Annotated in this window: 18 protein-coding genes; 6 read left to right on the forward strand and 12 right to left on the reverse strand. The window is 63.6% G+C overall.

The genetic code is table 11. From position 1 onward, the window contains the following. Nucleotides 1–19: 19 nt before the first annotated feature. The 11 genes from FEZ63_RS06335 to rpsF form a co-directional block, all read right to left on the reverse strand. Nucleotides 20–760: an SDR family NAD(P)-dependent oxidoreductase gene (locus FEZ63_RS06335; RefSeq protein WP_150942786.1), complete on the reverse strand. Its 741-nt coding sequence runs from the start codon at nucleotides 758–760 to the stop codon at nucleotides 20–22. Between the two features lie 46 nt (nucleotides 761–806). After that, a complete protein-coding gene (gene purF, locus FEZ63_RS06340; RefSeq protein ID WP_150942787.1) occupies nucleotides 807–2294 on the reverse strand; it encodes an amidophosphoribosyltransferase in 1488 nt (495 codons plus the stop codon). Between the two features lie 115 nt (nucleotides 2295–2409). After that, the gene (locus FEZ63_RS06345; RefSeq protein ID WP_150942788.1) at nucleotides 2410–3054 is read right to left on the reverse strand and encodes a CvpA family protein; all 645 of its coding nucleotides are present in this window, start codon (nucleotides 3052–3054) and stop codon (nucleotides 2410–2412) included. A 236-nt stretch (nucleotides 3055–3290) separates the two neighbouring features. After that, nucleotides 3291–4388: a hypothetical protein gene (locus FEZ63_RS06350; protein WP_150942789.1), complete on the reverse strand. Its 1098-nt coding sequence runs from the start codon at nucleotides 4386–4388 to the stop codon at nucleotides 3291–3293. 139 nt (nucleotides 4389–4527) lie between these two features. Beyond that, entirely contained in the window at nucleotides 4528–5913 is a 1386-nt protein-coding gene (gene radA, locus FEZ63_RS06355) for a DNA repair protein RadA (protein WP_150942790.1), read from the reverse strand. Further along, complete coding sequence (gene alr, locus FEZ63_RS06360; protein WP_150942791.1) at nucleotides 5913–7067, reverse strand: alanine racemase; 1155 nt, start codon at nucleotides 7065–7067, stop codon at nucleotides 5913–5915. The genes radA and alr overlap by 1 nt, the downstream gene beginning before the upstream one ends. 178 nt (nucleotides 7068–7245) lie before the next feature. Beyond that, nucleotides 7246–8739, reverse strand: a complete 1494-nt coding sequence (locus FEZ63_RS06365) for a replicative DNA helicase (RefSeq protein ID WP_150942792.1) — start codon at nucleotides 8737–8739, stop codon at nucleotides 7246–7248. Nucleotides 8740–9184: 445 nt separating this feature from the next. Next, nucleotides 9185–9748: a 50S ribosomal protein L9 gene (rplI, locus tag FEZ63_RS06370; protein ID WP_150942793.1), complete on the reverse strand. Its 564-nt coding sequence runs from the start codon at nucleotides 9746–9748 to the stop codon at nucleotides 9185–9187. Between the two features lie 23 nt (nucleotides 9749–9771). Further along, on the reverse strand, nucleotides 9772–10743 hold the full coding sequence (locus tag FEZ63_RS06375) for a DUF2232 domain-containing protein (RefSeq protein ID WP_150942794.1): 972 nt from the start codon (nucleotides 10741–10743) through the stop codon (nucleotides 9772–9774). Between the two features lie 199 nt (nucleotides 10744–10942). Then, nucleotides 10943–11215, reverse strand: a complete 273-nt coding sequence (rpsR, locus tag FEZ63_RS06380) for a 30S ribosomal protein S18 (protein WP_150942795.1) — start codon at nucleotides 11213–11215, stop codon at nucleotides 10943–10945. Nucleotides 11216–11217: 2 nt separating this feature from the next. After that, nucleotides 11218–11619 carry a 30S ribosomal protein S6 gene (gene rpsF, locus FEZ63_RS06385; RefSeq protein ID WP_150942796.1) on the reverse strand — a complete coding sequence of 134 codons (402 nt, stop codon included), beginning with the start codon at nucleotides 11617–11619 and terminating at the stop codon, nucleotides 11218–11220. 603 nt (nucleotides 11620–12222) lie between these two features. Here rpsF and FEZ63_RS06390 point away from each other — a divergent pair. The 6 genes from FEZ63_RS06390 (at nucleotide 12223) to FEZ63_RS25900 (ending at nucleotide 18045) form a co-directional block, all read left to right on the forward strand. Next, complete coding sequence (locus FEZ63_RS06390) at nucleotides 12223–12981, forward strand: pyridoxine 5'-phosphate synthase (RefSeq protein WP_150942797.1); 759 nt, start codon at nucleotides 12223–12225, stop codon at nucleotides 12979–12981. Next, nucleotides 12978–13376, forward strand: coding sequence for a holo-ACP synthase (gene acpS, locus FEZ63_RS06395; protein WP_150942798.1), 399 nt, complete (start codon nucleotides 12978–12980; stop codon nucleotides 13374–13376). The genes FEZ63_RS06390 and acpS overlap by 4 nt, the downstream gene beginning before the upstream one ends. Before the next feature lie 100 nt (nucleotides 13377–13476). Further along, nucleotides 13477–14253: a signal peptidase I gene (gene lepB, locus FEZ63_RS06400; protein WP_150942799.1), complete on the forward strand. Its 777-nt coding sequence runs from the start codon at nucleotides 13477–13479 to the stop codon at nucleotides 14251–14253. A 4-nt stretch (nucleotides 14254–14257) separates the two neighbouring features. Further along, complete coding sequence (rnc, locus tag FEZ63_RS06405) at nucleotides 14258–14968, forward strand: ribonuclease III (protein ID WP_150942800.1); 711 nt, start codon at nucleotides 14258–14260, stop codon at nucleotides 14966–14968. Continuing rightward, nucleotides 14955–15872: a GTPase Era gene (era, locus tag FEZ63_RS06410; RefSeq protein WP_150942801.1), complete on the forward strand. Its 918-nt coding sequence runs from the start codon at nucleotides 14955–14957 to the stop codon at nucleotides 15870–15872. The genes rnc and era overlap by 14 nt, the downstream gene beginning before the upstream one ends. 397 nt (nucleotides 15873–16269) lie before the next feature. Further along, nucleotides 16270–18045: a calcium-binding protein gene (locus FEZ63_RS25900; RefSeq protein ID WP_150942802.1), complete on the forward strand. Its 1776-nt coding sequence runs from the start codon at nucleotides 16270–16272 to the stop codon at nucleotides 18043–18045. A 279-nt stretch (nucleotides 18046–18324) separates the two neighbouring features. On the opposite strand, the gene FEZ63_RS06420 is transcribed toward FEZ63_RS25900, so the two are convergent. Next, the coding region (locus tag FEZ63_RS06420) for an OmpA family protein (RefSeq protein WP_338042198.1) at nucleotides 18325–19479 on the reverse strand (1155 nt) is incomplete at its 5' end.

Below are 19479 nucleotides of genomic sequence, written 5' to 3' on the forward strand. Positions count from 1 at the left end.
TTCGCCACCCCCCTCGCTCCTACACCGGCATCTGCGGCGTCAGCACCTTCTCCTGCCGGAAATCCCAGATCTTGCCAGTCTCGTTCCATGAGGGCAGGGCCAGTTTCAGGATATGCGGGGCGAGATCGTCGGGGGTTTTGAGGGTGGTCGGGTCTTCGCCCGGCATCGCGGCGCGGCGCATGTTGGTGCGCAACGGCCCAGGATTGAGCAGCATCACCTTGAGCGGCGTGGTGACGGTTTCGGCCGCATAGGTCCGCACGAGCAGTTCGAGCGCCGCTTTCGAGACGCCGTAGGGTCCCCAATAGGCGGTCGCCTTGTGGGCGGCGCCCGACGACACGAAGATTGCCCGGCCGGCATCGGACGCCCGCAGGAGCGGATCGAGCGCGCGGATGAGGCGGTAATTGGCGGTCACGTTGATGGCCATCACCTCGTCCCAGACCGCCTGGTCGATATGGGTGATTGGCGCGAGCTCGCCGAGAATGCCGGCATTGCCAAGCAGGATGTCGAGCTTGCCCCAGCGCTCGTGGATCGCCGCACCGAGGCGGTCGAGCGCATCGAAATCCTTCATGTTCACCGGAACCAGCGTGGCGGATGAGCCCCTGGCGCGGATTTCGTCGTCGAGCGATTCGAGCGCGCCTTGCGTGCGCGCCAGCGCCACGATGTGGGCGCCGGCTTCAGCGAGCGCGAGGGCCGCTGCGCGCCCGATGCCGCGCGAGGCGCCGGTGACGACCGCGACGCGGTTCGAAAGAGGCTTGGTCATGGATCCTCACGGGTTCGATTTGGAGATGCGCTGTTGAACGAAAGCCTCAATCGGCCTCGGCAAGCAGCGACAGGCGGCGGGGCGTGGCGACGGAGAGATCGGTCAGCGCGGTCGGATAATCGCCGGTGAAGCAATGATCGGTGAACTGGGGCTGCGCGGCGTCGCGCGCCTTTTCACCCATCGAGCGGTAGAGACCCTCGACGGAGAGGAACGCCAGTGAATCCGCGCCGATATAGGCGCGCATCTGCTCCAGATCGTGCGTTGCTGCGAGCAGCTTGTCCTTCTCCGGCGTGTCGATGCCGTAGAAATCCGGATGGGTGATGGGCGGGCTGGCGATGCGGAAATGCACTTCCTTGGCGCCGGCTTCGCGCATCATGCGCACGATCTTCACGGAGGTCGTGCCGCGCACAAGGCTGTCGTCGACGAGCACGATGCGCTTGCCCTGGACGGCCGCGCGGTTCGCCGAGTGCTTCATGCGCACGCCGAGTTCACGCACCGATTGCGTCGGCTGGATGAAGGTGCGGCCCACGTAATGGTTGCGGATGATGCCAAGCTCATAGGGAAGGCCCGAGCTGCGGGCATAGCCGAGGGCTGCTGGAACGCCGGAATCGGGGACCGGGATCACTACGTCGGCATCCGCCGGCGATTCGGCGGCCAATTCCCGGCCCATGTTCTTGCGGACGTCGTAGACGCTGCGTCCGTTCACGATGGAATCGGGGCGGGAGAAATAGATGTATTCGAACACGCAGGGACGGGCCGGCTGTTTCGGCGCGAAGCGATAGGATTCGATGCCCGCGTCCGAGATCACCACCACCTCGCCGTTCTCGACGTCACGCACGAAGCGCGCGCCGATGATATCGAGCGCGCAGGTCTCGGAGGCGAGGATGTAACGGCCGTCGAGCTCGCCGAGAACCAGCGGGCGAATCCCAAGCGGATCGCGCGCGCCGATCAGCTTCTTGTTGGTCAGCGCCACGAGGGAGAACGCCCCTTCGATCTGCTTGATCGCCTCGAGGAAACGGTCGATCACCCGACCTTGCCGGCTGCGCGCCACGAGGTGCACGATGACTTCTGTATCGGTGGTCGATTGGCAGATCGCGCCGTCGCGGATGAGATTGCGGCGCAGCGTCAGGCCATTGGTGAGATTGCCGTTATGGGCGACCGCGAAGCCGCCGCCGTCGAGTTCGGCAAAAAGCGGTTGAACGTTCCGCAGGATCGTCTCGCCGGTGGTCGAATAGCGCACGTGGCCGATGGCCGAGGAACCCTCGAGCCGTTCGATGACGGCCCGGTCCGAAAACCCATCGCCGACGAGACCAAGCTTGCGTTCCAGGTGGAAGACGTGCCCGTCGAAGGAGACGATGCCCGCCGCCTCCTGACCGCGATGCTGGAGCGCGTGGAGACCGAGCGCGGTGATCGCCGCTGCGTCCGGATGCCCGTAAATGCCGAAGACGCCGCATTCCTCACGCAAGGTGTCGCCATCGAGATCAAGGTCCACCGCCTTCGGCTCGACCTGCCGCGTCTCTGACCATGCAGACATTTTCATTTCCCTGGGATGCGGGCCCCCGTCAGGCGCGCGAAAACCTTATGTAGGCGGCCTCGCGGCTGCCGCCAATGCCAATTGGTGTCACCCCCCTTGCGGTGGGTGCAAAGCATCATCCGCGCGGTTGCACAGGCCGCGCCGCCGGTGCACCCGCCGGAGGCGTTGCGGCGGGAGGCGCCGCGGCAGGCGGAGCGGTGCGCTGCGGGTCGGGCTCGGCCGGCTCAGCCGGCTCGACGTCGCGGTTCACGCCTTTCTCGCGCAGGCGCTGGATCAGGCCTTCGGCATTCTCGGGCAGCATCGCGATGATGTTGTCGCGGGTATTTTCCATGGCCGGCCGGGTCTTCGAGGTTGCGGCCCATTCGGGGTTCTTGCCCTGGAGCAGCCAGCCCATGAAGGCCCAGCCGATCACGCAGATCAGGAAACCGCGAAGCGCGCCGAAGAACAGGCCCAGGGTCCGGTCGAGCGCGCCGATGCGCGAATCGAGGATCATGTCGGAGATCTGCACGGTGATGATCGACACGACGATCAGGGTCACGACGAAGACGGCGCCGATCGAGGCAACGAGCGCGATGGTGCTGTTGCTGATATATTGCTGCGCCATCGGCAGGACGGCGGGGTGCAGGTACCAAGCGACGGCCGCGGCCGCGACCCAGGCGACGATGGCCAGAACTTCGCGGGTGAACCCGCGCACGGCGGCAAGAAGTGCCGAGATCACAACAACGCCGAGGACGACGAGGTCCAGAATGGAAAAGGGCATGAACCAACCTGACGCAGATGGGGCCGCCTTCGCGGCTTCAAGTCGAGCGGGTGTATAACCTCAAGAATTGCGTTCGTCACCCTCGGTGTGGGCGAGCGCCGCCGGACGGCCCGCCCGGGGAGCCTCCCGAGATCGGCAAGGGACGGCCTGGTTCGCAGCGGCCTGCTGGTCGGATCGACCAATGCAAAACCCCGGCGGGATCCGCCGGGGTTGATTCATGCGCGCTGATCCGGTGATCAGATGAACAGGAAATCGTCCGCCGAGACCTTGGTGCCCGGCTTCAACTTGAGGATTTCCATGCCCTTCTTGGTCCCGGAACCGTCGGCATCCAGGTACACGAAGCCTTTTTTCTTGTCGTAATAGACGTAGTCGTTCTTGTCCTTGGACTCGGTGCCGATGGTGAAGAACTTCTTCGACAACTTTCCTTGTTTCAGGGCTTTGACCTTGAAGGACTTCAGAGCCGAGAGATTAAACTGGAGCGTGTCGTCGGCGGAGCTGAAGTCTGTGACCATGTCGAAGCCGCCCTTGCGAAGCGCCGTGTCGAACACGAACAGGTCCTTGCCGGCGCCGCCGGTGAGGTGGTCCTTGCCAAGCCCGCCGTTGAGGATGTCGTCGCCTGAGAGACCGTAAACCTTGTCGTTGCCGGCGGCGCCGTTGAGGATGTCACTGCCCGCCGTGCCGAAGAGCTTGTCGTTGCGCATGGTGCCGGTGCCGATGTCGGTTCCATCGGTCACGCCAATGGTGAGGGTCTTCTCGAAGGTGAGGCCGTCCGCATCTCCGACTTCCACCTTGATCTGATGAGACATCATCGTCTCGAAATCGAGCTTGGAGCCGTCAGCCACGACGAGCTTCGTGCCGGTCGCGTCGAGCTTGAAACGGCCTCCTGCATCATCCTTCAGTGTGAAGGTGAAGGTGTCGTTCAGATCGGGATCGGCAGCCAGAAGAGCCCCGATCTCCGTCCCCGTCGCCGCGTTTTCGGCGACGGCTGGAGCCGACAGGGTTTTCAGGATGATGTCGGTCGGCGCTTCGTTGACGTCGGTCAGGGTGATGGTGGGATTGGAAAGGATGACCGTGTCCACGTCGCCGCTCGCGGTTAACGCGAGGTCGAATGTTCTGATGCCCTCGAAATCGAACAGGCTGCCGTTCTTGACGATCAGATCGAACCCTGTCGCCGTTGCTACGATTTCGAAACGACCGCCGAACGTGTTGGCGAGGGTGATATCGAAGTTCTCGTTAGCCGGCGCATCGGTGATCGTGAGCGAACCGATAATGGTCCCGTCTTCAGGATTTTCCGTGAGGGTGGTGGCGGATAGGACGATAGTGGGTGTGGGCATCGTGTTCCTCTAGAAGAAAGGGCGCTTCATGCCCACAACATGCCATCAGTCAGGCAGGTCCAATTTGATGATTAGATACATTGTTTCAAAAACAGTCAATCGTCCGCGCAGCTCTTTCAATGGCAGAGCGTCCCTCGATTCACCGCCGTCTTGCGGCGATCCCCGCCACCAGATCCGTGATGTGCGCCATTGAAGCGGCTCCGACCGGCAGCCGCTCCTTCTTGTCGCCCCTCGGCGCAGGCATGACCGCGCTCGAAAATCCCAGCTTCGTCGCCTCCTTGAGCCTCGCGGGGGCTTGAGCCACGGGGCGAATCGCCCCCGACAGGCCGAGTTCGCCGAAATAGACCGTGTCGGGCGGCAGGGCGGAGCCGGAGAGAGACGAGATCAGGGCCGCGGCGGCAGCGAGATCGGCTGCGGGTTCGGAGATCCGCAAGCCGCCCGCCACATTGAGATAGACGTCGTGCTGCCCGAGTCTCAGGCCGCCATGGGCTTCGAGCACCGCCAGCACCATGGAAAGCCTACTCTGGTCCCAGCCAACGACGGCCCGGCGCGGCGTGCCGAGCGACGAGGGGGCGACCAGGGCCTGGATCTCGACCAGCACCGGCCGTGTCCCCTCCATGCCGGCGAAGACGGCGGTTCCGGCGGTGGCGAGGTCGCGTCCCGCAAGGAAGAGTTCCGACGGGTTGGTGACCTCGCGCAGGCCCTGATCCGACATTTCAAAAACGCCAATTTCATCAGTGGGACCGAAGCGGTTCTTCACCGCCCGCATGATCCGGAAATGGTGGCCGCCATCGCCCTCGAACGACACCACCGCGTCGACCATGTGCTCGACCACGCGAGGGCCGGCGATCTGGCCGTCCTTGGTGACATGGCCGACGAGGATGACCACGGTTCCGGTGGTCTTGGCAAAGCGGATCAGCGCCTGCGCACTGCCGCGGACCTGCGTGACGGTGCCGGGGGCCGATTCCACCGTCTCGGTCCACATGGTCTGGATCGAATCGATGATGGCGAGCGCCGGCGGACGCCCTTGCGACAGGGTCGCGATGATGTCCTCCACATTGGTCTCGGAAGCGAGTTCGACAGGGGATTGTCCAAGCCCCAGCCGTTCGGCGCGCAGGCGCACCTGCGCCACCGCCTCCTCGCCCGAAATATACGCGACGCGATGACCCTGATTGGCCAACGCGGCCGAGGCCTGGGTCAGCAGTGTTGATTTTCCGATGCCGGGATCGCCGCCGATGAGGATGACCGAGCCGTGGACGAAGCCGCCACCCGTCACCCGATCGAGTTCGCCGATGCCCGAGGGCATGCGCGGCGCTTCCTTGGTCTCGCCCGACAGGCCTTCGAGCGCAAAAATCCGGCCCTTGGCCCGCGACGGGCGGGTGGCGACCGGACCCGCCATGGCGCTCATCGCGCCGATCTCCTCCACGATGGTGTTCCAGCCGCCGCAGGCCTCGCATTTGCCTTTCCAGCGATTATAGACCGCACCGCAACTCTGACAGGCGAAAGACGGTTGACGTTTCGCCATCAGGTTCCGGTCTCGTGATAATGCCGCGCGTAGCGCTGCCCAAGATTGGTGAGGATTTCATAGCCGATGGTGCCGGCGCGGCGGCCGACCTCGTCGATGGTCAGCTCGCCGCCGATGAGGGTGGCCGGGTCGCCACGGGCGATATCGCCTTCCGGTACATCCGTCACGTCGAGGATAATGAGGTCCATCGAGACGTTACCGGCGAAGGGGCAGGGGTGTCCGTTGACCAGCGCCATGCCGGCAAGAACGGATTCGCCGCTATTGCCCCGCACGCTCGCCGCACGCGGATAGCCGTCGGCGTAGCCGACCGAGATGGTTGCAACGCGCCGTCTGTCGGTGGCAAGCCAGCGGGCATTATAGCCCACGGTGTCTTCCGGCTCGATCCAGCGCAATTGCACGACGCGGCCATCCAGCCCGATGACGGCTTTCATCGGGTTTTCCGCGTAGGGCGTCGGGTTACCGCCATAGAGCGCGTAGCCCGGCCGCACGAGATCGAAATGCGGCTTGTCCTTCAGAAAGATGCCGGACGAATTCGACAGGGACGCGCGGATGCTGGGCAGCGTCGCCCGCACCGCGCGGAAGGCCTCGATCTGGCGCTGGTTGATCGGATTTTCGTTTTCCTCGGCGCTGACGAAATGGCTCATCAGCAGCGCGAGCCTGAAATCCTTCAGATGCGGATTGTCCTTCAGAGCCATGCCTTCAGTCATGTTCAGGCCGAGCCGGTTCATGCCCGTATCCACATGGATGGCGGCCTCGAGCCGGCGCGACTGTGCGCGGCAGAAACCGGCCCATTCGTCGATCTCAGGCGCGGATCCCAGCACCGGGCGCAGGCGGTGTTCGAGATAGGCCGCTGCCGACCCGGGCAGCAGGCCGTTTAGTACGTAGATCGCCGCACGTGGCGCGACGGCGCGAGCGCGGATGGCCTCGCCGATATGCGCCACGAAGAATGTCTCGCAGCCGGCTTTTGCCAGCGCCGGGACCGCATGCTCGATGCCGGTGCCATAGGCATTCGCCTTGACGACCGCGGCCGTCTCGGCACCGCCGGCGGCAGCGCGCAAGCGGCGCCAGTTTTCCGCGAGCGCGCCAAGATCGATGTGCAGGATTCCGCCGGCCTCTGTGTCGGGCACGTTCGAGCTGTAGTTATTTGTCGACATGATCACACGCTAACCGCAAGCGCCAACGCAGCTCTCCTTCCCTTTGTGGGGAGGAGCTGGAGGTGGGGTGTAGGCGCAAGACTGGATCGAGGATGGCGCTGGCATCCCCACCCTGACCCTCCCCACAAGGGGAAGGGAAAGCGTTCTGCTTGCCGATCGACCTGAGAAAATGTGGTGCTCAATCGCCCATCCGTTCCGGAAGCTTGTCCTCATCCGCCAGGTTGGTGAAGCGGGTGATGTCGGCCTGGAAGGCAAGCTGGATGGTGCCAGTGGGACCGTGACGCTGCTTGCCGATGATGACTTCGGCCTTGCCGTGAACCTGGTCCATCTCCGCCTGCCACTTGAAGTATTCCTCGGTGCCGGGCTTCGGCTCCTTGTTCTTCAGATAATACTCTTCGCGGAACACGAACATGACCACGTCGGCGTCCTGCTCGATCGAACCGGATTCGCGAAGGTCGGACAATTGCGGCCGCTTGTCGTCGCGAGATTCCACCTGACGCGAGAGCTGGGACAGGGCGATGACCGGCACCGCCAGTTCCTTGGCGAGCGCCTTCAGGCCGGTGGTGATCTCTGTCAGCTCCTGCACGCGATTTTCGCCCTTCTTGGCGGAGCCGGAAAGGAGCTGGAGGTAGTCGACGATCAGCACGTCGAGACCGCGCTGACGCTTGAGGCGCCGGGCGCGTGCCGCCAATTGGGCGATCGAGATGCCGCCGGTCTGGTCGATGTAGAACGGGATCGACTGCATCTCCCGCGCGGCTTCCGTAATCTTGTAGAAATCGTCCTCGCGCATGTCGCCACGGCGGATCTTGTACGACGGCACGCCGGATTGCTCGGCGATGATACGGGTCGCCAATTGCTCGGCCGACATTTCGAGCGAGAAGAAGCCGACAATGCCGCCGTTGATGGTCTTCATCGTGCCGTCGGGCTGCCGCTCGCCCTCATAGACCTTCGCGATATTGAACGCGATATTGGTCACCAGCGAGGTCTTTCCCATGGCGGGACGTCCGGCAAGGATCACGAGATCGGAAGATTGCAGGCCGCCGAGCGTGCGGTCCATATCGACAAGGCCCGTCGAGATCCCCGACAATTTGCCTTCGCGCTTGTAGGCCGCCGCCGCCATGTCGATGGCGTGGGTGAGCGCATCCGAGAAGCGCTGGAAGCCGCCATCGTAGCGGCCGGTTTCGGCGAGTTCATACAGGCGGCGCTCGGCCTCCTCGATCTGATCGCGGGGCGAGGTTTCCACCGGCGCGTCATACGCGACATTGACCAGATCCTCGCCGATTCCGATCAGGTTGCGGCGGATGGCGAGGTCGTAGACGGTGCGGCCGTAATCCTCCGCATTGATGACCGTCGTCGCCTCCGCGGCAAGCCGTGCCAGATATTGCGAGACGGTGACGCCGCCGAGATCCTGGTCGCCCAGGAAGGTCTTCATGGTAATCGGGGTTGCGACCTTGCCGGCCTTGATGAGGCTGGTTGCGACCTCATAGACCCGGCGATGCAGGTCCTCGAAGAAATGCGAGGCTTCGAGAAAGTCCGAGACGCGATAATAGGCGTCGTTATTCACCAGGATTGCGCCAAGCAACGCCTGTTCCGCATCGATATTGCTCGGGGACGCGCGGTACTCGGGTACGGCGGCCTCAATGCGGGCGATCAGGGCGTTGGCACTGGCCATCTGGTGCTCCGAAGACGAGGGAAGGGGCGCTGCCCTCATAAGGCAGAATCAGCCGGGCCGAGGTGACCCTACGGCCACAGGTTACGACTTCGTCGACTCCCATCGTCCTTGTCCTCGTTGTCCTCGCTACTCACACGATGCGCATCATTGCCGGCGGAATACGCTTGACTTCAATCTCCCGGGAGAGTGCGCAAAAGCGTGGCAGTAAGCGAATCGAAAGAGTCTGAAAAATAGAACATAACAAGAACAATAACAATCCCGTCATGGCCGGGCTTGACCCGGCCACCCACGTCTCTTCACGCCCGATCGAGTAAAGACGTGGGTCCCCGGGGCAAGCCCGGGGATGACGGCGAGGGGAGGAAGGCCGACCCGGCATTCGACCACAGCACAAAAAAAGCCGCCCCGGATCTCTCCGAGACGGCTTTGAATGACCGAGAGGTCGAAATTACATCTCGACGTCACCGGCTTCCGCCAGTGCTGCACCGACCTCGAGGCCGAGGTCGTCGAGGTTCATCTCTTCGCGGGTCGAGACGGCCTCGCCGCGGGCCTGACGTTCTGCTTCCTCAGGGCTGCGGGCGATGTTGATCGTGACCTTCACTTCGACCTCAGGGTGAAGCGAGACCGGAACGGTGTGAAGACCGAGGGTCTTGATCGGCGCGTTGATGGCGATCTGGTTGCGGTCCACCGAGATGCCTTCAGCCGAGATCGTCTCGGCGAGGTCGCGGGTTGAAACCGAACCGTAGAGCACGCCGGTCTCGCCGGCCTGGCGGATGATGGTGAAGCTCTGTCCGTCGAGCTTCTCGCCGACGGTCTCGGCTTCCTTGCGGCGCTCGAGATTGCGGGCTTCAAGCTGGGCGCGCTGCTTTTCGAAATGCTCGGTGTTCGCCTTGGTGGCGCGCAGGGCCTTGCCGCGGGCGAGGAGGAAGTTACGGGCGTAACCGTCACGCACTTTCACTTTTTCGCCCATCTGGCCGAGTTTGGCGACGCGCTCGAGAAGGATCACTTCCATGGGTATTCTCCTTAGTTGATGTTTTACGAAGACAATGTGGGTGGTGGTGGATTCGAACCCGGGCCGGACCGGCGGCGGAATCCGAAGACGGTATCGGCGAGGCCGAAAAGCGACAGGGCGATTGCGAGAATGCCCTGGGTGAGAAACAGCAGCACGTAGAGACCCGTGAGAATCATCGGCCGAAAGGCCCGTCCGGTGGTCCGGTCGTGGATGATCGCCAGCCCCTGCAGCGCGAAGGCGGTGAAGAGCGCGCCCGCGAGCCCGACTCCGAACACGCCGAGGAAGTTGGCCGGAACCAGCACCGCCACGGCGATCGCGACGAGGAGCAACATGCCGGCGCCGCGCGGCAGCCGCATCTTCGCGATTTCCGGCCAGGGACGCGGCAGCCGCTTGGACAGGAAGACGATCTTGCCGGCCGCATAGAGGTAGAGCGTCAGGACGATGGTGAAGCCCTGCGCCGACAGGAAGGGCGTCAGGCGGGCGATCCAATCGATGATGTCCTCGCGCGTCTGCGCGTCGACACCCTCCGGCGCCCCTTGCGGAAACTGCAGGTTGACGAAAGCCTGCGACACCGCGCGGGAATTGGCGTGGAAGGTCGCGTAGTCGCCACCGGTGGAGATGATGCCGGCGGCCACGATGGTGAGCGTCGCGGTGGCGGCGATCCAGGCCAGCAACCGGCCGACCGGATACCATTCGATGGCGCCGTTTTCGGTCGGGCGCCCAAGCAGCGCCAGATAGGAGAGCCACCAGGCGGGCAGGGCCGTCACGATCACGAAGCCGAACCCGCTCAAAGGGGACAGGAAGGCCGCGATCGCGGCCCCGCCGACCGCAGCCGCAACCAGGCCGGCACGGTGATTCCAGCCGAGCGACACGATCAGGACGGGGATGGGAGAGAGAAGGTACAGCACGGCGGCCAGCGGCGTGGCTTTGGTCACCACCGCGGTCAGAAGGGCCGATACGAGGCCCGCGCCTATGCCTGTCAGTACAAAATTCATGGTCTCGCTGTCCCGCTGCTCTTCGCAGGGTTAGGGGCTTCTCGCCCCAACTGTCCCGGAGGGTTCTCACCGCCGGGCGACTAAACAATTGTCATCCCCGGGCTTGTCCCCGGGGATCGACGTCTGGACGGCTACCGCGAAAGCGTGGGTGGCCGGGTCAAGCCCGGCCATGACGGTCGGGCTTGCTTATCGTATTTGCTTAACGGATCACGTAGGGCAGGAGGCCCAGGAAGCGGGCGCGCTTGATCGCCTGAGCGAGTTCACGCTGCTTCTTGGCCGACACGGCCGTGATGCGCGAAGGAACGATCTTGCCGCGCTCGGAAATGTAGCGCGACAGGAGCTTCGTGTCCTTGTAGTCGATCTTCGGAGCGCCTTCGCCCGTAAACGGGCAGGTCTTCCGACGACGGAAAAACGGACGACGGCCACCGCCGCCACCACCACCGCCACTGCTACCACCGGTACCGAATGCCATGATTATGCCTCCTCGCTTGCGCCGGCATCAAAGCCGCCGCCGTCGCGATCGCGACGCTCGCGGTCCTTGCGCTCGTCACGGTCACGCTTCTGCATCATCACCGACGGCTCGGCATCGAGTTCTTCGACGCGGATGGTCATGAAGCGGAGAATGTCTTCGCTGATGCGCATCTGACGCTCCATCTCGGCGACCGCCGGAGCGGGAGCTTCGATGTTGAACAGCGTGAAATGAGCCTTGCGGTTCTTGCGGATCCGGTAGGCGAGGGACTTGACGCCCCACATCTCGGTCTTGTCGACCTTGCCGCCGTTCTGCTCGATGATCGCCTTGTAGGTGTCGACCATCGCCTCGACTTGCTGGGACGTGACGTCCTGGCGAGCCATAAAGATATGCTCGTAGAGAGGCATAGCGGGCCTTTCTTAAGGTTTGAGTGCAAGCCTCGACACGGTTTGATTCGTGAAACAGGCCGGTTCACCGCGTCCGTTCGGCGCCAAGCCCTTCGAGCCTGCAAGGCCCGAGCGGTTGTCGAAGGCGGAGACACGGGACGACGGAACCGACAAGTTCCTGCATGGAAGACCATGCCGTCCGTTTAGCCCCCGGCCGGAGCGAGCGCGAAGTGGGGCCTATATCCCCGATCACCTGAGAAAGCAAGATGAAGCTGCGGGTGCCGGAGAACTTAGCGGCCGCGGGGCGCGCACTTCCCGTTTGCGAGACGATAACCGGCGCCACCGCGACATCCGCAACCGCTACAAGCTTGGATGATCCGACCGTCGTCCTTCCACATCGGCTTTGACGTAGACTCTGCGGAGGACCAACTCATCGGGCTCCGAACCTGTCGTGCTTCCGCAGTGCCCGCAAGCGCGAAAGCCAAAGCTGCCAGTATGCCGAGATAACGCATCGAATCCCCCAGGTTGAACGTCATCGAAATGTAATCTTAGGTTGTATCGACAATTTTGCAATCATCGGCTCTTTGGGTTTGGCAAAGACGGCGGGTGCGCTAGAAAAGTCCTATGAAAGCTCCACCCCTTCGCCTCGGCGTGAACATCGACCATGTGGCCACCGTGCGGAATGCGCGCGGCGGGCCTTACCCGGATCCGATCCGGGCGGCGCATCTGGCGGTCTTCGCTGGAGCGGACGGGATCACCGCGCATCTTCGCGAAGACCGGCGGCACATCCGCGACCTCGATATGGAGCGCCTGAAGCGTCAGCTTTTCGTGCCGCTGAATTTCGAGATGGCCGCAACCTCTGAGATGGTCGGTCTCGCGCTTGCGCTGCGGCCGCACGCCTCCTGCCTCGTGCCCGAGAAGCGCGAGGAACGCACGACCGAAGGCGGGCTCGATATCATCGGCGGCCACAGCCACCTTCAGCCGGCCATCAAGGAATTGTGCGATGCCGGAATCAGGGTGTCGCTGTTCGTCGAGCCCGACATCCAGGTGATGGAGGCGGCGAAGGATCTGCGAGCGCCCGTGGTCGAACTCCATACCGGCACCTATTGCGACGCGGTGGCCGACGGCGACAAGGCCCGCGAGACCCATGAACTGGAGCGGCTGAAAACTGCCGCCGCGCACGGCGCGCGGCTCGGCCTCGAGATCCATGCGGGGCACGGCTTGAATTTCGAGACGGCGCGCATCGTCGCGGCCATTCCGCAGATCACTGAGCTCAATATCGGCCATTTTCTCATCGGCGAGGGGATCTTCCTCGGTCTCGACGAGGCCGTGAAGGCCATGCGGCTGGCCATGGACGAGGGCAGGGCGCAGGCCTCCTCATGATCCTCGGCATCGGCTCTGATCTCTGTGACATCCGGCGCATCGAGCGTTCGATCGAGCGCTTCGGCGACCGCTTCACCCACCGCATTTTCACGTCGGGCGAGCGGGCAAGAAGCGACCGCCGCGCGGCCCGCGCCCCCTCCTATGCCCGCCGCTTCGCCGCCAAGGAGGCCTGCGCCAAGGCCTTGGGCACTGGGATGAGCCGCGGCGTGTTCTGGCGCGATATGGAAATCGTCAATATGCCCGGCGGACGCCCCACTTTCCGGCTGACCGGCGGCGCCCTGAAACGACTGAAAGCCATGACGCCGGATGGGCATGAGGCCGTGGTTCACGTGTCGCTCACCGACGATCCCCCGATGGCTCAAGCGTTCGTGATCATCGAGGCTCGACCTATATAAGGTGATTGGCCGCGTTGCGGCCCGCCGCGCCTTGGGTTAGACCCCGCCCACACGTCGAGGCGGGGCTGATCCCCGCATTCCTCAAGCATGGACGACATCAGTGAGCGAGAACGCCAAGAAATATGCCGGCGATGCCGTGAAGAAGGACGAAGGCGGCCTTTGGGAAACCGTCAAGGTCATCATCCAGGCCCTGCTGATTGCCGTGCTGGTCCGCACCGTGCTGTTCCAGCCCTTCAACATCCCCTCGGGCTCGCTCATCCCCACGCTGCTGATCGGCGACTACCTGTTTGTCTCGAAATATTCCTACGGCTACTCGAAGCACTCGATCCCGTTCAGCCCGCCGTTGTTCAGTGGCCGCATCTTCGGATCGCAGCCGAAGCGCGGCGACATCGCGGTGTTCAAGCTGCCCAAGGACAATTCGACCGATTACATCAAGCGCGTCGTCGGTTTGCCCGGCGACAAGATCCAGGTCGTCGGCGGCGTCCTGCACATCAACGGCAAGGCGGTCCAGCGCGAGCGGGTCGAGGATTACAAGACGACCGATCTCTACGGCCGGACCGTCTCCGTGCCGCGCTACAAGGAGACGTTCCCGGAGGGCACGTCGCATTTCGTGATCGAACGGGATGCGGACCGGGGTTATTGGGACAACACCGAAATCTACACCGTCAAACCCGATCACTTCTTCATGATGGGCGACAACCGCGACAATTCCACGGATTCCCGCGACGAGGCGAGTGTCGGCGCGGTGCCCTACGAGAACCTCGTCGGCCGGGCGGAGATCATCTTCTTCTCCATCGACGAGAATTCCTCGCTCTGGCGCCCCTGGGAATGGCCGACGCATATCCGCTGGGACCGCATGTTCGAGCGGATCCGCTGACCCCGTGTCCCGCCGTGCCCCCCATCCCGATGTCCTGACGGAGAAGCTGGAGTACCAGTTCACGAACGCCGAGCTGCTGGACGAGGCGCTGACGCATGTGAGCGCGCCGCAGGGCCGGGGAAAGAGCTATCAGCGGCTCGAATTTCTCGGCGACCGGGTGCTCGGCCTCGCGATCTCGCAATTGCTGTTCGAGACGTTTCCGGCAGCACCGGAGGGTGAACTCTCCCGCCGTCTCGCCGAACTCGTGCGGCGCGAAAGTTGCGCCGAGATCGCCCGGTCGTGGGATGTGGGACCCCATCTCAAGATCGGCGCGGGCGAGGCGACGGCAGGCGAGCGGCGCAATCCCGCCATCCTCGCCGATGTCTGCGAGTCGATCATAGGCGCGGTCTTCCTCGATGGGGGCTATGATGCGGCGAGGGCGCTGATCGGCCGCGCCTTTGCCGACAGGCTCAACGCACCGCAGCGTGCGATGCGCGATCCCAAGAGCGCCTTGCAGGAATGGGCGCAGGGCCGGGGCTTGCCGACGCCGACCTACGGCATCGTCGAACAGACCGGCCCCGACCATGCGCCGAAATTCCGGATCATGGTCAAAGTGAAGGGCACCGAGAGCGAATTCGGGCTCGGCGCATCGAAACGTATCGCCGAACAGGCAGCAGCACGACGCCTTCTCCTGCGAGAGGGCGTGTGGACGGAGGACGACAATGGCATCGCCTGAACAGACCAAAACCAGGGCGGGCTTCGTGGCGCTGATCGGCGCGCCCAACGCGGGCAAGTCGACCCTTCTCAACTCGCTCGTCGGCTCCAAGGTCTCGATCGTATCGCGCAAGGTCCAGACCACGCGCGTGCTGGTGCGCGGCATCGCCATCGAGGGCCCGTCGCAGATCATCTTCGTCGACACGCCCGGCATCTTCAAACCGAAGCGCCGGCTCGACCGGGCCATGGTGACCTCGGCCTGGGGCGGGGCGAGCGACGCGGATGTGGTGGCGCTGCTGCTCGACGCCCGCAAGGGAATCGACGAGGAAGCGGAGGCGATTCTCGCCAAGCTGCCGGAAGTGAAGCGGCCGAAGATCCTCATCCTCAACAAGATCGACCTGATCGAGCGCTCCCGTTTGCTCGCGCTGGCCGCCGCCGTGAACGAGCGGGATTCGTTCGCCGACACGTTCATGATCTCGGCGCTGAAAGGCGACGGTCTCGACAAGCTGAAAACGCATCTGGCCGAACAGATGCCCGAAGGCCCGTGGCTCTATCCCGAGGATCAGATTTCCGACGCGCCCTTGCGCATGCTCGCGGCGGAAATCACCCGCGAGAAGATCTACGAGCGCCTGCACGAGGAACTGCCGTATCAATCCACCGTCGAGACCGACCAGTGGCAGCAGCGCCCGGACGGTTCCATCCGCATCGAGCAGACGGTGTTCGTGGAGCGCGACAGCCAGCGCAAGATCGTGCTCGGCAAGGGCGGCCAGACCATCAAGGCCATCGGCCAATCGGCCCGCAAGGAAATCGCCGAGATTGCCGAGGCGCCGGTGCACCTGTTCCTGTTCGTGAAGGTGCGCGAGAACTGGGGCGACGACCCGGAGCGCTACCGCGAAATGGGGCTGGAGTTCCCGCGCGGCGGGTAGCGCCGGAGCCGCCATCTGGAGCGCAGAGGGAACCCCGAACCATCACACTGAAGGACCAAGGAGAGGCGCACACCGTTTGCGCGTCTTTGGCATGATGTGGTGTTTGTCGCTCCCGTGTGGTGACTCAGCTTTTCGGTGCGGCGCGACACTCCGTCATTCCGGCGCGCGCTTCGCGCGAGCCGAACCTATATGCCCTGTCGGGCAAGAGCCGCAACCTTTGCGCCCGGTTCTTCAATCGCCAGAGTTTATGGGTTCCGGGCCCGCCTCCGCCGTCCCGGAATGACCGAGAGCGACGCTGATCGGTCACGGCCGAGTACTAAATGCCTTGCTTTCTCTAACTCCCCAATATTATTACATTCTGTAATCGTGGGCCGCCACTTTGTCTAATTGGGGAAGCATGGGCCAAACAGTTAGTTTGTCAGTTAGTCAATTTAGGGATCTCATCACAGCCGGCGGCCCGGCTTTCGGTGGGGACGATACGGTCACGGTCAGCGGCAACGATACGGAACTCAAGCAGTTGACAGCCGAGGAGATCACGACACTCGGCACGTTCAACATCGATTTTATCGCTTCAACGGATCCGTTTATCGTATACTGGAATGCGGAGAAAGCATCAGCGCTCGCGGAGACCTCGTGCTTCGTTGAAAGCGGAACAGTCATCCAGATATCTGACTATCCTGATAACCTCTCAACTCTCACCACCGCTACGTTGGAATCGCTGTCCGCGAAGGGCTTTTCCGCCCTTATCAGCATCAGCGACACAGAAGATCTGGTATTCTCGGCAGATTGGTATGTTGCATTAGGGAACATGAGCTTGGAGTCCACAACGCTCACCGTTCTTCAAGATACAGCATCTCGCTTGCGTTTGATGACCAAAGAACAACTCGGCACCTTATTCAGTAAGGGCGTCGACGTGCTAGATGTCACCGACGAGGGCGGCGTACTGCAGCTCAAGGTTGATCAGGCTCTCAGCTTCGGAGATCGTACCGGCATACTGGCGGCAGGCGATCATGCGACTGTGGTCGATAGTGGTCAAAACCTCACGGCTCTCACGGCAGGCGAGATCAGTTTCCTGAGCAGCCTTGGCTTTATGGGTCTGGACGGGGGAACCCACGCTTGGGAGCTAAGTACCGATGAGTTCGATGCTCTTGGAGATATGTTTCTCGGAAGTGGAGGTTCGATCACGATCGCTGATACCCGCGCGAAAATAGCTCAACTAGACTTTCAAATACTGAAAGACAAAGGCGTCGATATTCTCGATGCGACCGACAATGTCGTAAACCTGACGGCCGCGGAGGCCGCAGCGCTTACGGCTTCCACGATCTCTCTGGCGGCCAACGACACGGTGACCGTCACCGACACCGCCGCAGCCATCGCGGTAGCGGATTTCGTCGCGCTCGCTGCCAAAAACATCGACACTCTCGATGCGAGCGACAATGCCATGACGCTGACGGCGGCGCAGGCGGGAGCGCTTGCGATCTCCACCGTCGGTCTTGCGGCATCGGATGCGGTCACCGTGTCCGGCACCGGGGCGGGGCTCGCCGCGATGAGTGTGGCGCAGATTCAGGCGCTCGCCGCCAAGGGCGCTGATACTTTCGACGCCAGCGACAATGTCGTGTCGGTAACCGCGCAGCAATTCACCGCGCTCGGCGCTATCAAATTCGCCACCGGCGACAAAATCAAAGTCGTCACGACCGGCACCTCCGGCAAGGATTCCCTCACGGGCACCGATGTCGATGACGTTATCGCCGGTCTGGCCGGCAACGACGCCCTGAAGGGCGGCCTCGCCAATGACATCCTGCGCGGCGGCTTCGGCAACGACGCTCTCACCGGTGGCGGCGGGCGGGACATTTTCGTGTTCGACGCGAGGCTCAGCAAGAAAGCCAATTTCGACCGCATCACCGACTTCAACACCAGGGATGACGCGATCTGGCTCGACAACGCGATCTCCAAAAAACTCGGCAAGAAGGGCAGCGAGGCGGCGCCGGCAAAGCTCAACAAGGCATTCTTCAAAGTCGCCGAGAAGGCCCAGGACAAGAACGACTACCTGTTTTTCAGCAAGAGCAAGAGCACGCTCTATTACGACGCCGATGGATCGGGCACCGCCGCCAAGGCCGTCGAGATCGCGAAGATGAATAAGAAGCCGGCGCTCGCGGATTTCTTCGTCATCTGACGAAATATCCTCCGCCGTCATGCGCGGGCTTGACCCGCGTACCGACGCCTTACTCGGCGACCGGCGCGCTCAAGGCGTGGGTCCCCGGGCCAAGCCCCGGGGATGACGAGGTGGAGAAGTTTCAGTTTCACCCCGCCGTCATGGCCGGGCTTGACCCGGCCACCCACGCCTTGTGACGGTGCTGGAAAAGGCGTGGGTACGCGGGTCAAGCCCGCGCATGACGCGGTGGGGAAGGTTGAGTCCAAGCGCCTCCTCACGATGAGGCTTCTGCAGCTCATCCTACTGCGCCTGCCCCTGCAGCAGGGGCGTGATCCGGCGGATGGTCGCCCGGCGGTTCTGGCGCTCGGCGACTTGCGTGTTCACCTTCAGGTACTGCTCGCCGTAGCCCTGCGTGGTAAGGTTTTCCGCCGGGATGCCGAAGCGCTGCGTGAGAACCGTCGCGACGGTTTCGGCCCGGCGATCGGAGAGGCTGAGGTTGTCCTCATCAGAGCCGACCGCGTCCGTATGACCCTCCACGAGGAAGATCTCGTTCGGGTTGGCGGCGAGGGCGCGCTTGATCGCCTCGGCGATGCCGACCATGGCGCCGATCTGCTGCTCGGGCAGGTCCCATGAGCCGGTCTCGAACGTAATCGTATCGAGATCGACGCGGCGCATGTAGTCGCGCAACGGCGCGCTCTGGCGCACCTCGTCGAGGGTGTAGGCGCGCTCGATCCGCTCGATCGGCGGTGCCTCAAAGGCCTCGTAGATTTCCTCCTGCGACGCGTCCTCGATTTCGACGATATATTCCTCGCGCGGGATGCGGACGACCGGGGGCGGCAGGCGAAGAATATCCTCGACGAAGAAGCCGCGATCCCGGCGCCGGTCGCGCCGATTGTCGATGAGCACCACCTCGCGGCCGCCAACCCGGCGCGCGCGCCTGACGAGATTGCCGTCCTCGTCCAGGACGGTGACGATCTCGGTCCCGTCCGGGCGGCGGACGACCGTCACGTTATTGCCGTCAAGTCGCTCGACCCGCACATCGGCATCCCGATAGGTGCGGCGGAAACGCTCCGACTCGTCGTGGCGGATGATCATGCGGTCGCCTTCGCGCACGATGGTGCGACTGCCGGGCTCTTCGATGATGACCCGGCGTCCGCCATCCTCGCTACGCTGCCGGCGCCGCTCGCGCAGATCCTCGATGCGGCGCTCCGAAATATCGGCGGGCGGAAGCGGGCGCCCATCGGGGCCACGGGTGGTGCCGGCAGGTGGGAGCATCCGGCCATCGGGAGCCCGGACCGCGCCGGGCGGCATTGCGCCGGGGGCGCTAGGCGCACCGGGCACGGCTTGCGGTGCCGCTTGTCCGGGCATCGGCGGGCGAGGCGGGGTGCCGGGCTGCGCTGGTGCGGCTGCAGGTGGAGGCGTTGGGGTTGCGGTTGGAGCGGGGGCCTGCGGGGC

This window comes from Microvirga brassicacearum, assembly GCF_008757455.1.
Lineage (GTDB): Bacteria > Pseudomonadota > Alphaproteobacteria > Rhizobiales > Beijerinckiaceae > Microvirga > Microvirga brassicacearum.

What these genes read in the sequence shown, in the direction of transcription:
- FEZ63_RS06335 (WP_150942786.1), bottom strand. Translation starts at nt 760, where the DNA reads ATGACCAAGCCTCTTTCGAACCGCGTCGCGGTCGTCACCGGCGCCTCG.
- purF (WP_150942787.1), bottom strand. Translation starts at nt 2,294, where the DNA reads ATGTCTGCATGGTCAGAGACGCGGCAGGTCGAGCCGAAGGCGGTGGAC.
- FEZ63_RS06345 (WP_150942788.1), bottom strand. Translation starts at nt 3,054, where the DNA reads ATGCCCTTTTCCATTCTGGACCTCGTCGTCCTCGGCGTTGTTGTGATC.
- FEZ63_RS06350 (WP_150942789.1), bottom strand. Translation starts at nt 4,388, where the DNA reads ATGCCCACACCCACTATCGTCCTATCCGCCACCACCCTCACGGAAAAT.
- radA (WP_150942790.1), bottom strand. Translation starts at nt 5,913, where the DNA reads ATGGCGAAACGTCAACCGTCTTTCGCCTGTCAGAGTTGCGGTGCGGTC.
- alr (WP_150942791.1), bottom strand. Translation starts at nt 7,067, where the DNA reads ATGTCGACAAATAACTACAGCTCGAACGTGCCCGACACAGAGGCCGGC.
- FEZ63_RS06365 (WP_150942792.1), bottom strand. Translation starts at nt 8,739, where the DNA reads ATGGCCAGTGCCAACGCCCTGATCGCCCGCATTGAGGCCGCCGTACCC.
- rplI (WP_150942793.1), bottom strand. Translation starts at nt 9,748, where the DNA reads ATGGAAGTGATCCTTCTCGAGCGCGTCGCCAAACTCGGCCAGATGGGC.
- FEZ63_RS06375 (WP_150942794.1), bottom strand. Translation starts at nt 10,743, where the DNA reads ATGAATTTTGTACTGACAGGCATAGGCGCGGGCCTCGTATCGGCCCTT.
- rpsR (WP_150942795.1), bottom strand. Translation starts at nt 11,215, where the DNA reads ATGGCATTCGGTACCGGTGGTAGCAGTGGCGGTGGTGGTGGCGGCGGT.
- rpsF (WP_150942796.1), bottom strand. Translation starts at nt 11,619, where the DNA reads ATGCCTCTCTACGAGCATATCTTTATGGCTCGCCAGGACGTCACGTCC.
- FEZ63_RS06390 (WP_150942797.1), top strand. Translation starts at nt 12,223, where the DNA reads ATGAAAGCTCCACCCCTTCGCCTCGGCGTGAACATCGACCATGTGGCC.
- acpS (WP_150942798.1), top strand. Translation starts at nt 12,978, where the DNA reads ATGATCCTCGGCATCGGCTCTGATCTCTGTGACATCCGGCGCATCGAG.
- era (WP_150942801.1), top strand. Translation starts at nt 14,955, where the DNA reads ATGGCATCGCCTGAACAGACCAAAACCAGGGCGGGCTTCGTGGCGCTG.
- FEZ63_RS25900 (WP_150942802.1), top strand. Translation starts at nt 16,270, where the DNA reads ATGGGCCAAACAGTTAGTTTGTCAGTTAGTCAATTTAGGGATCTCATC.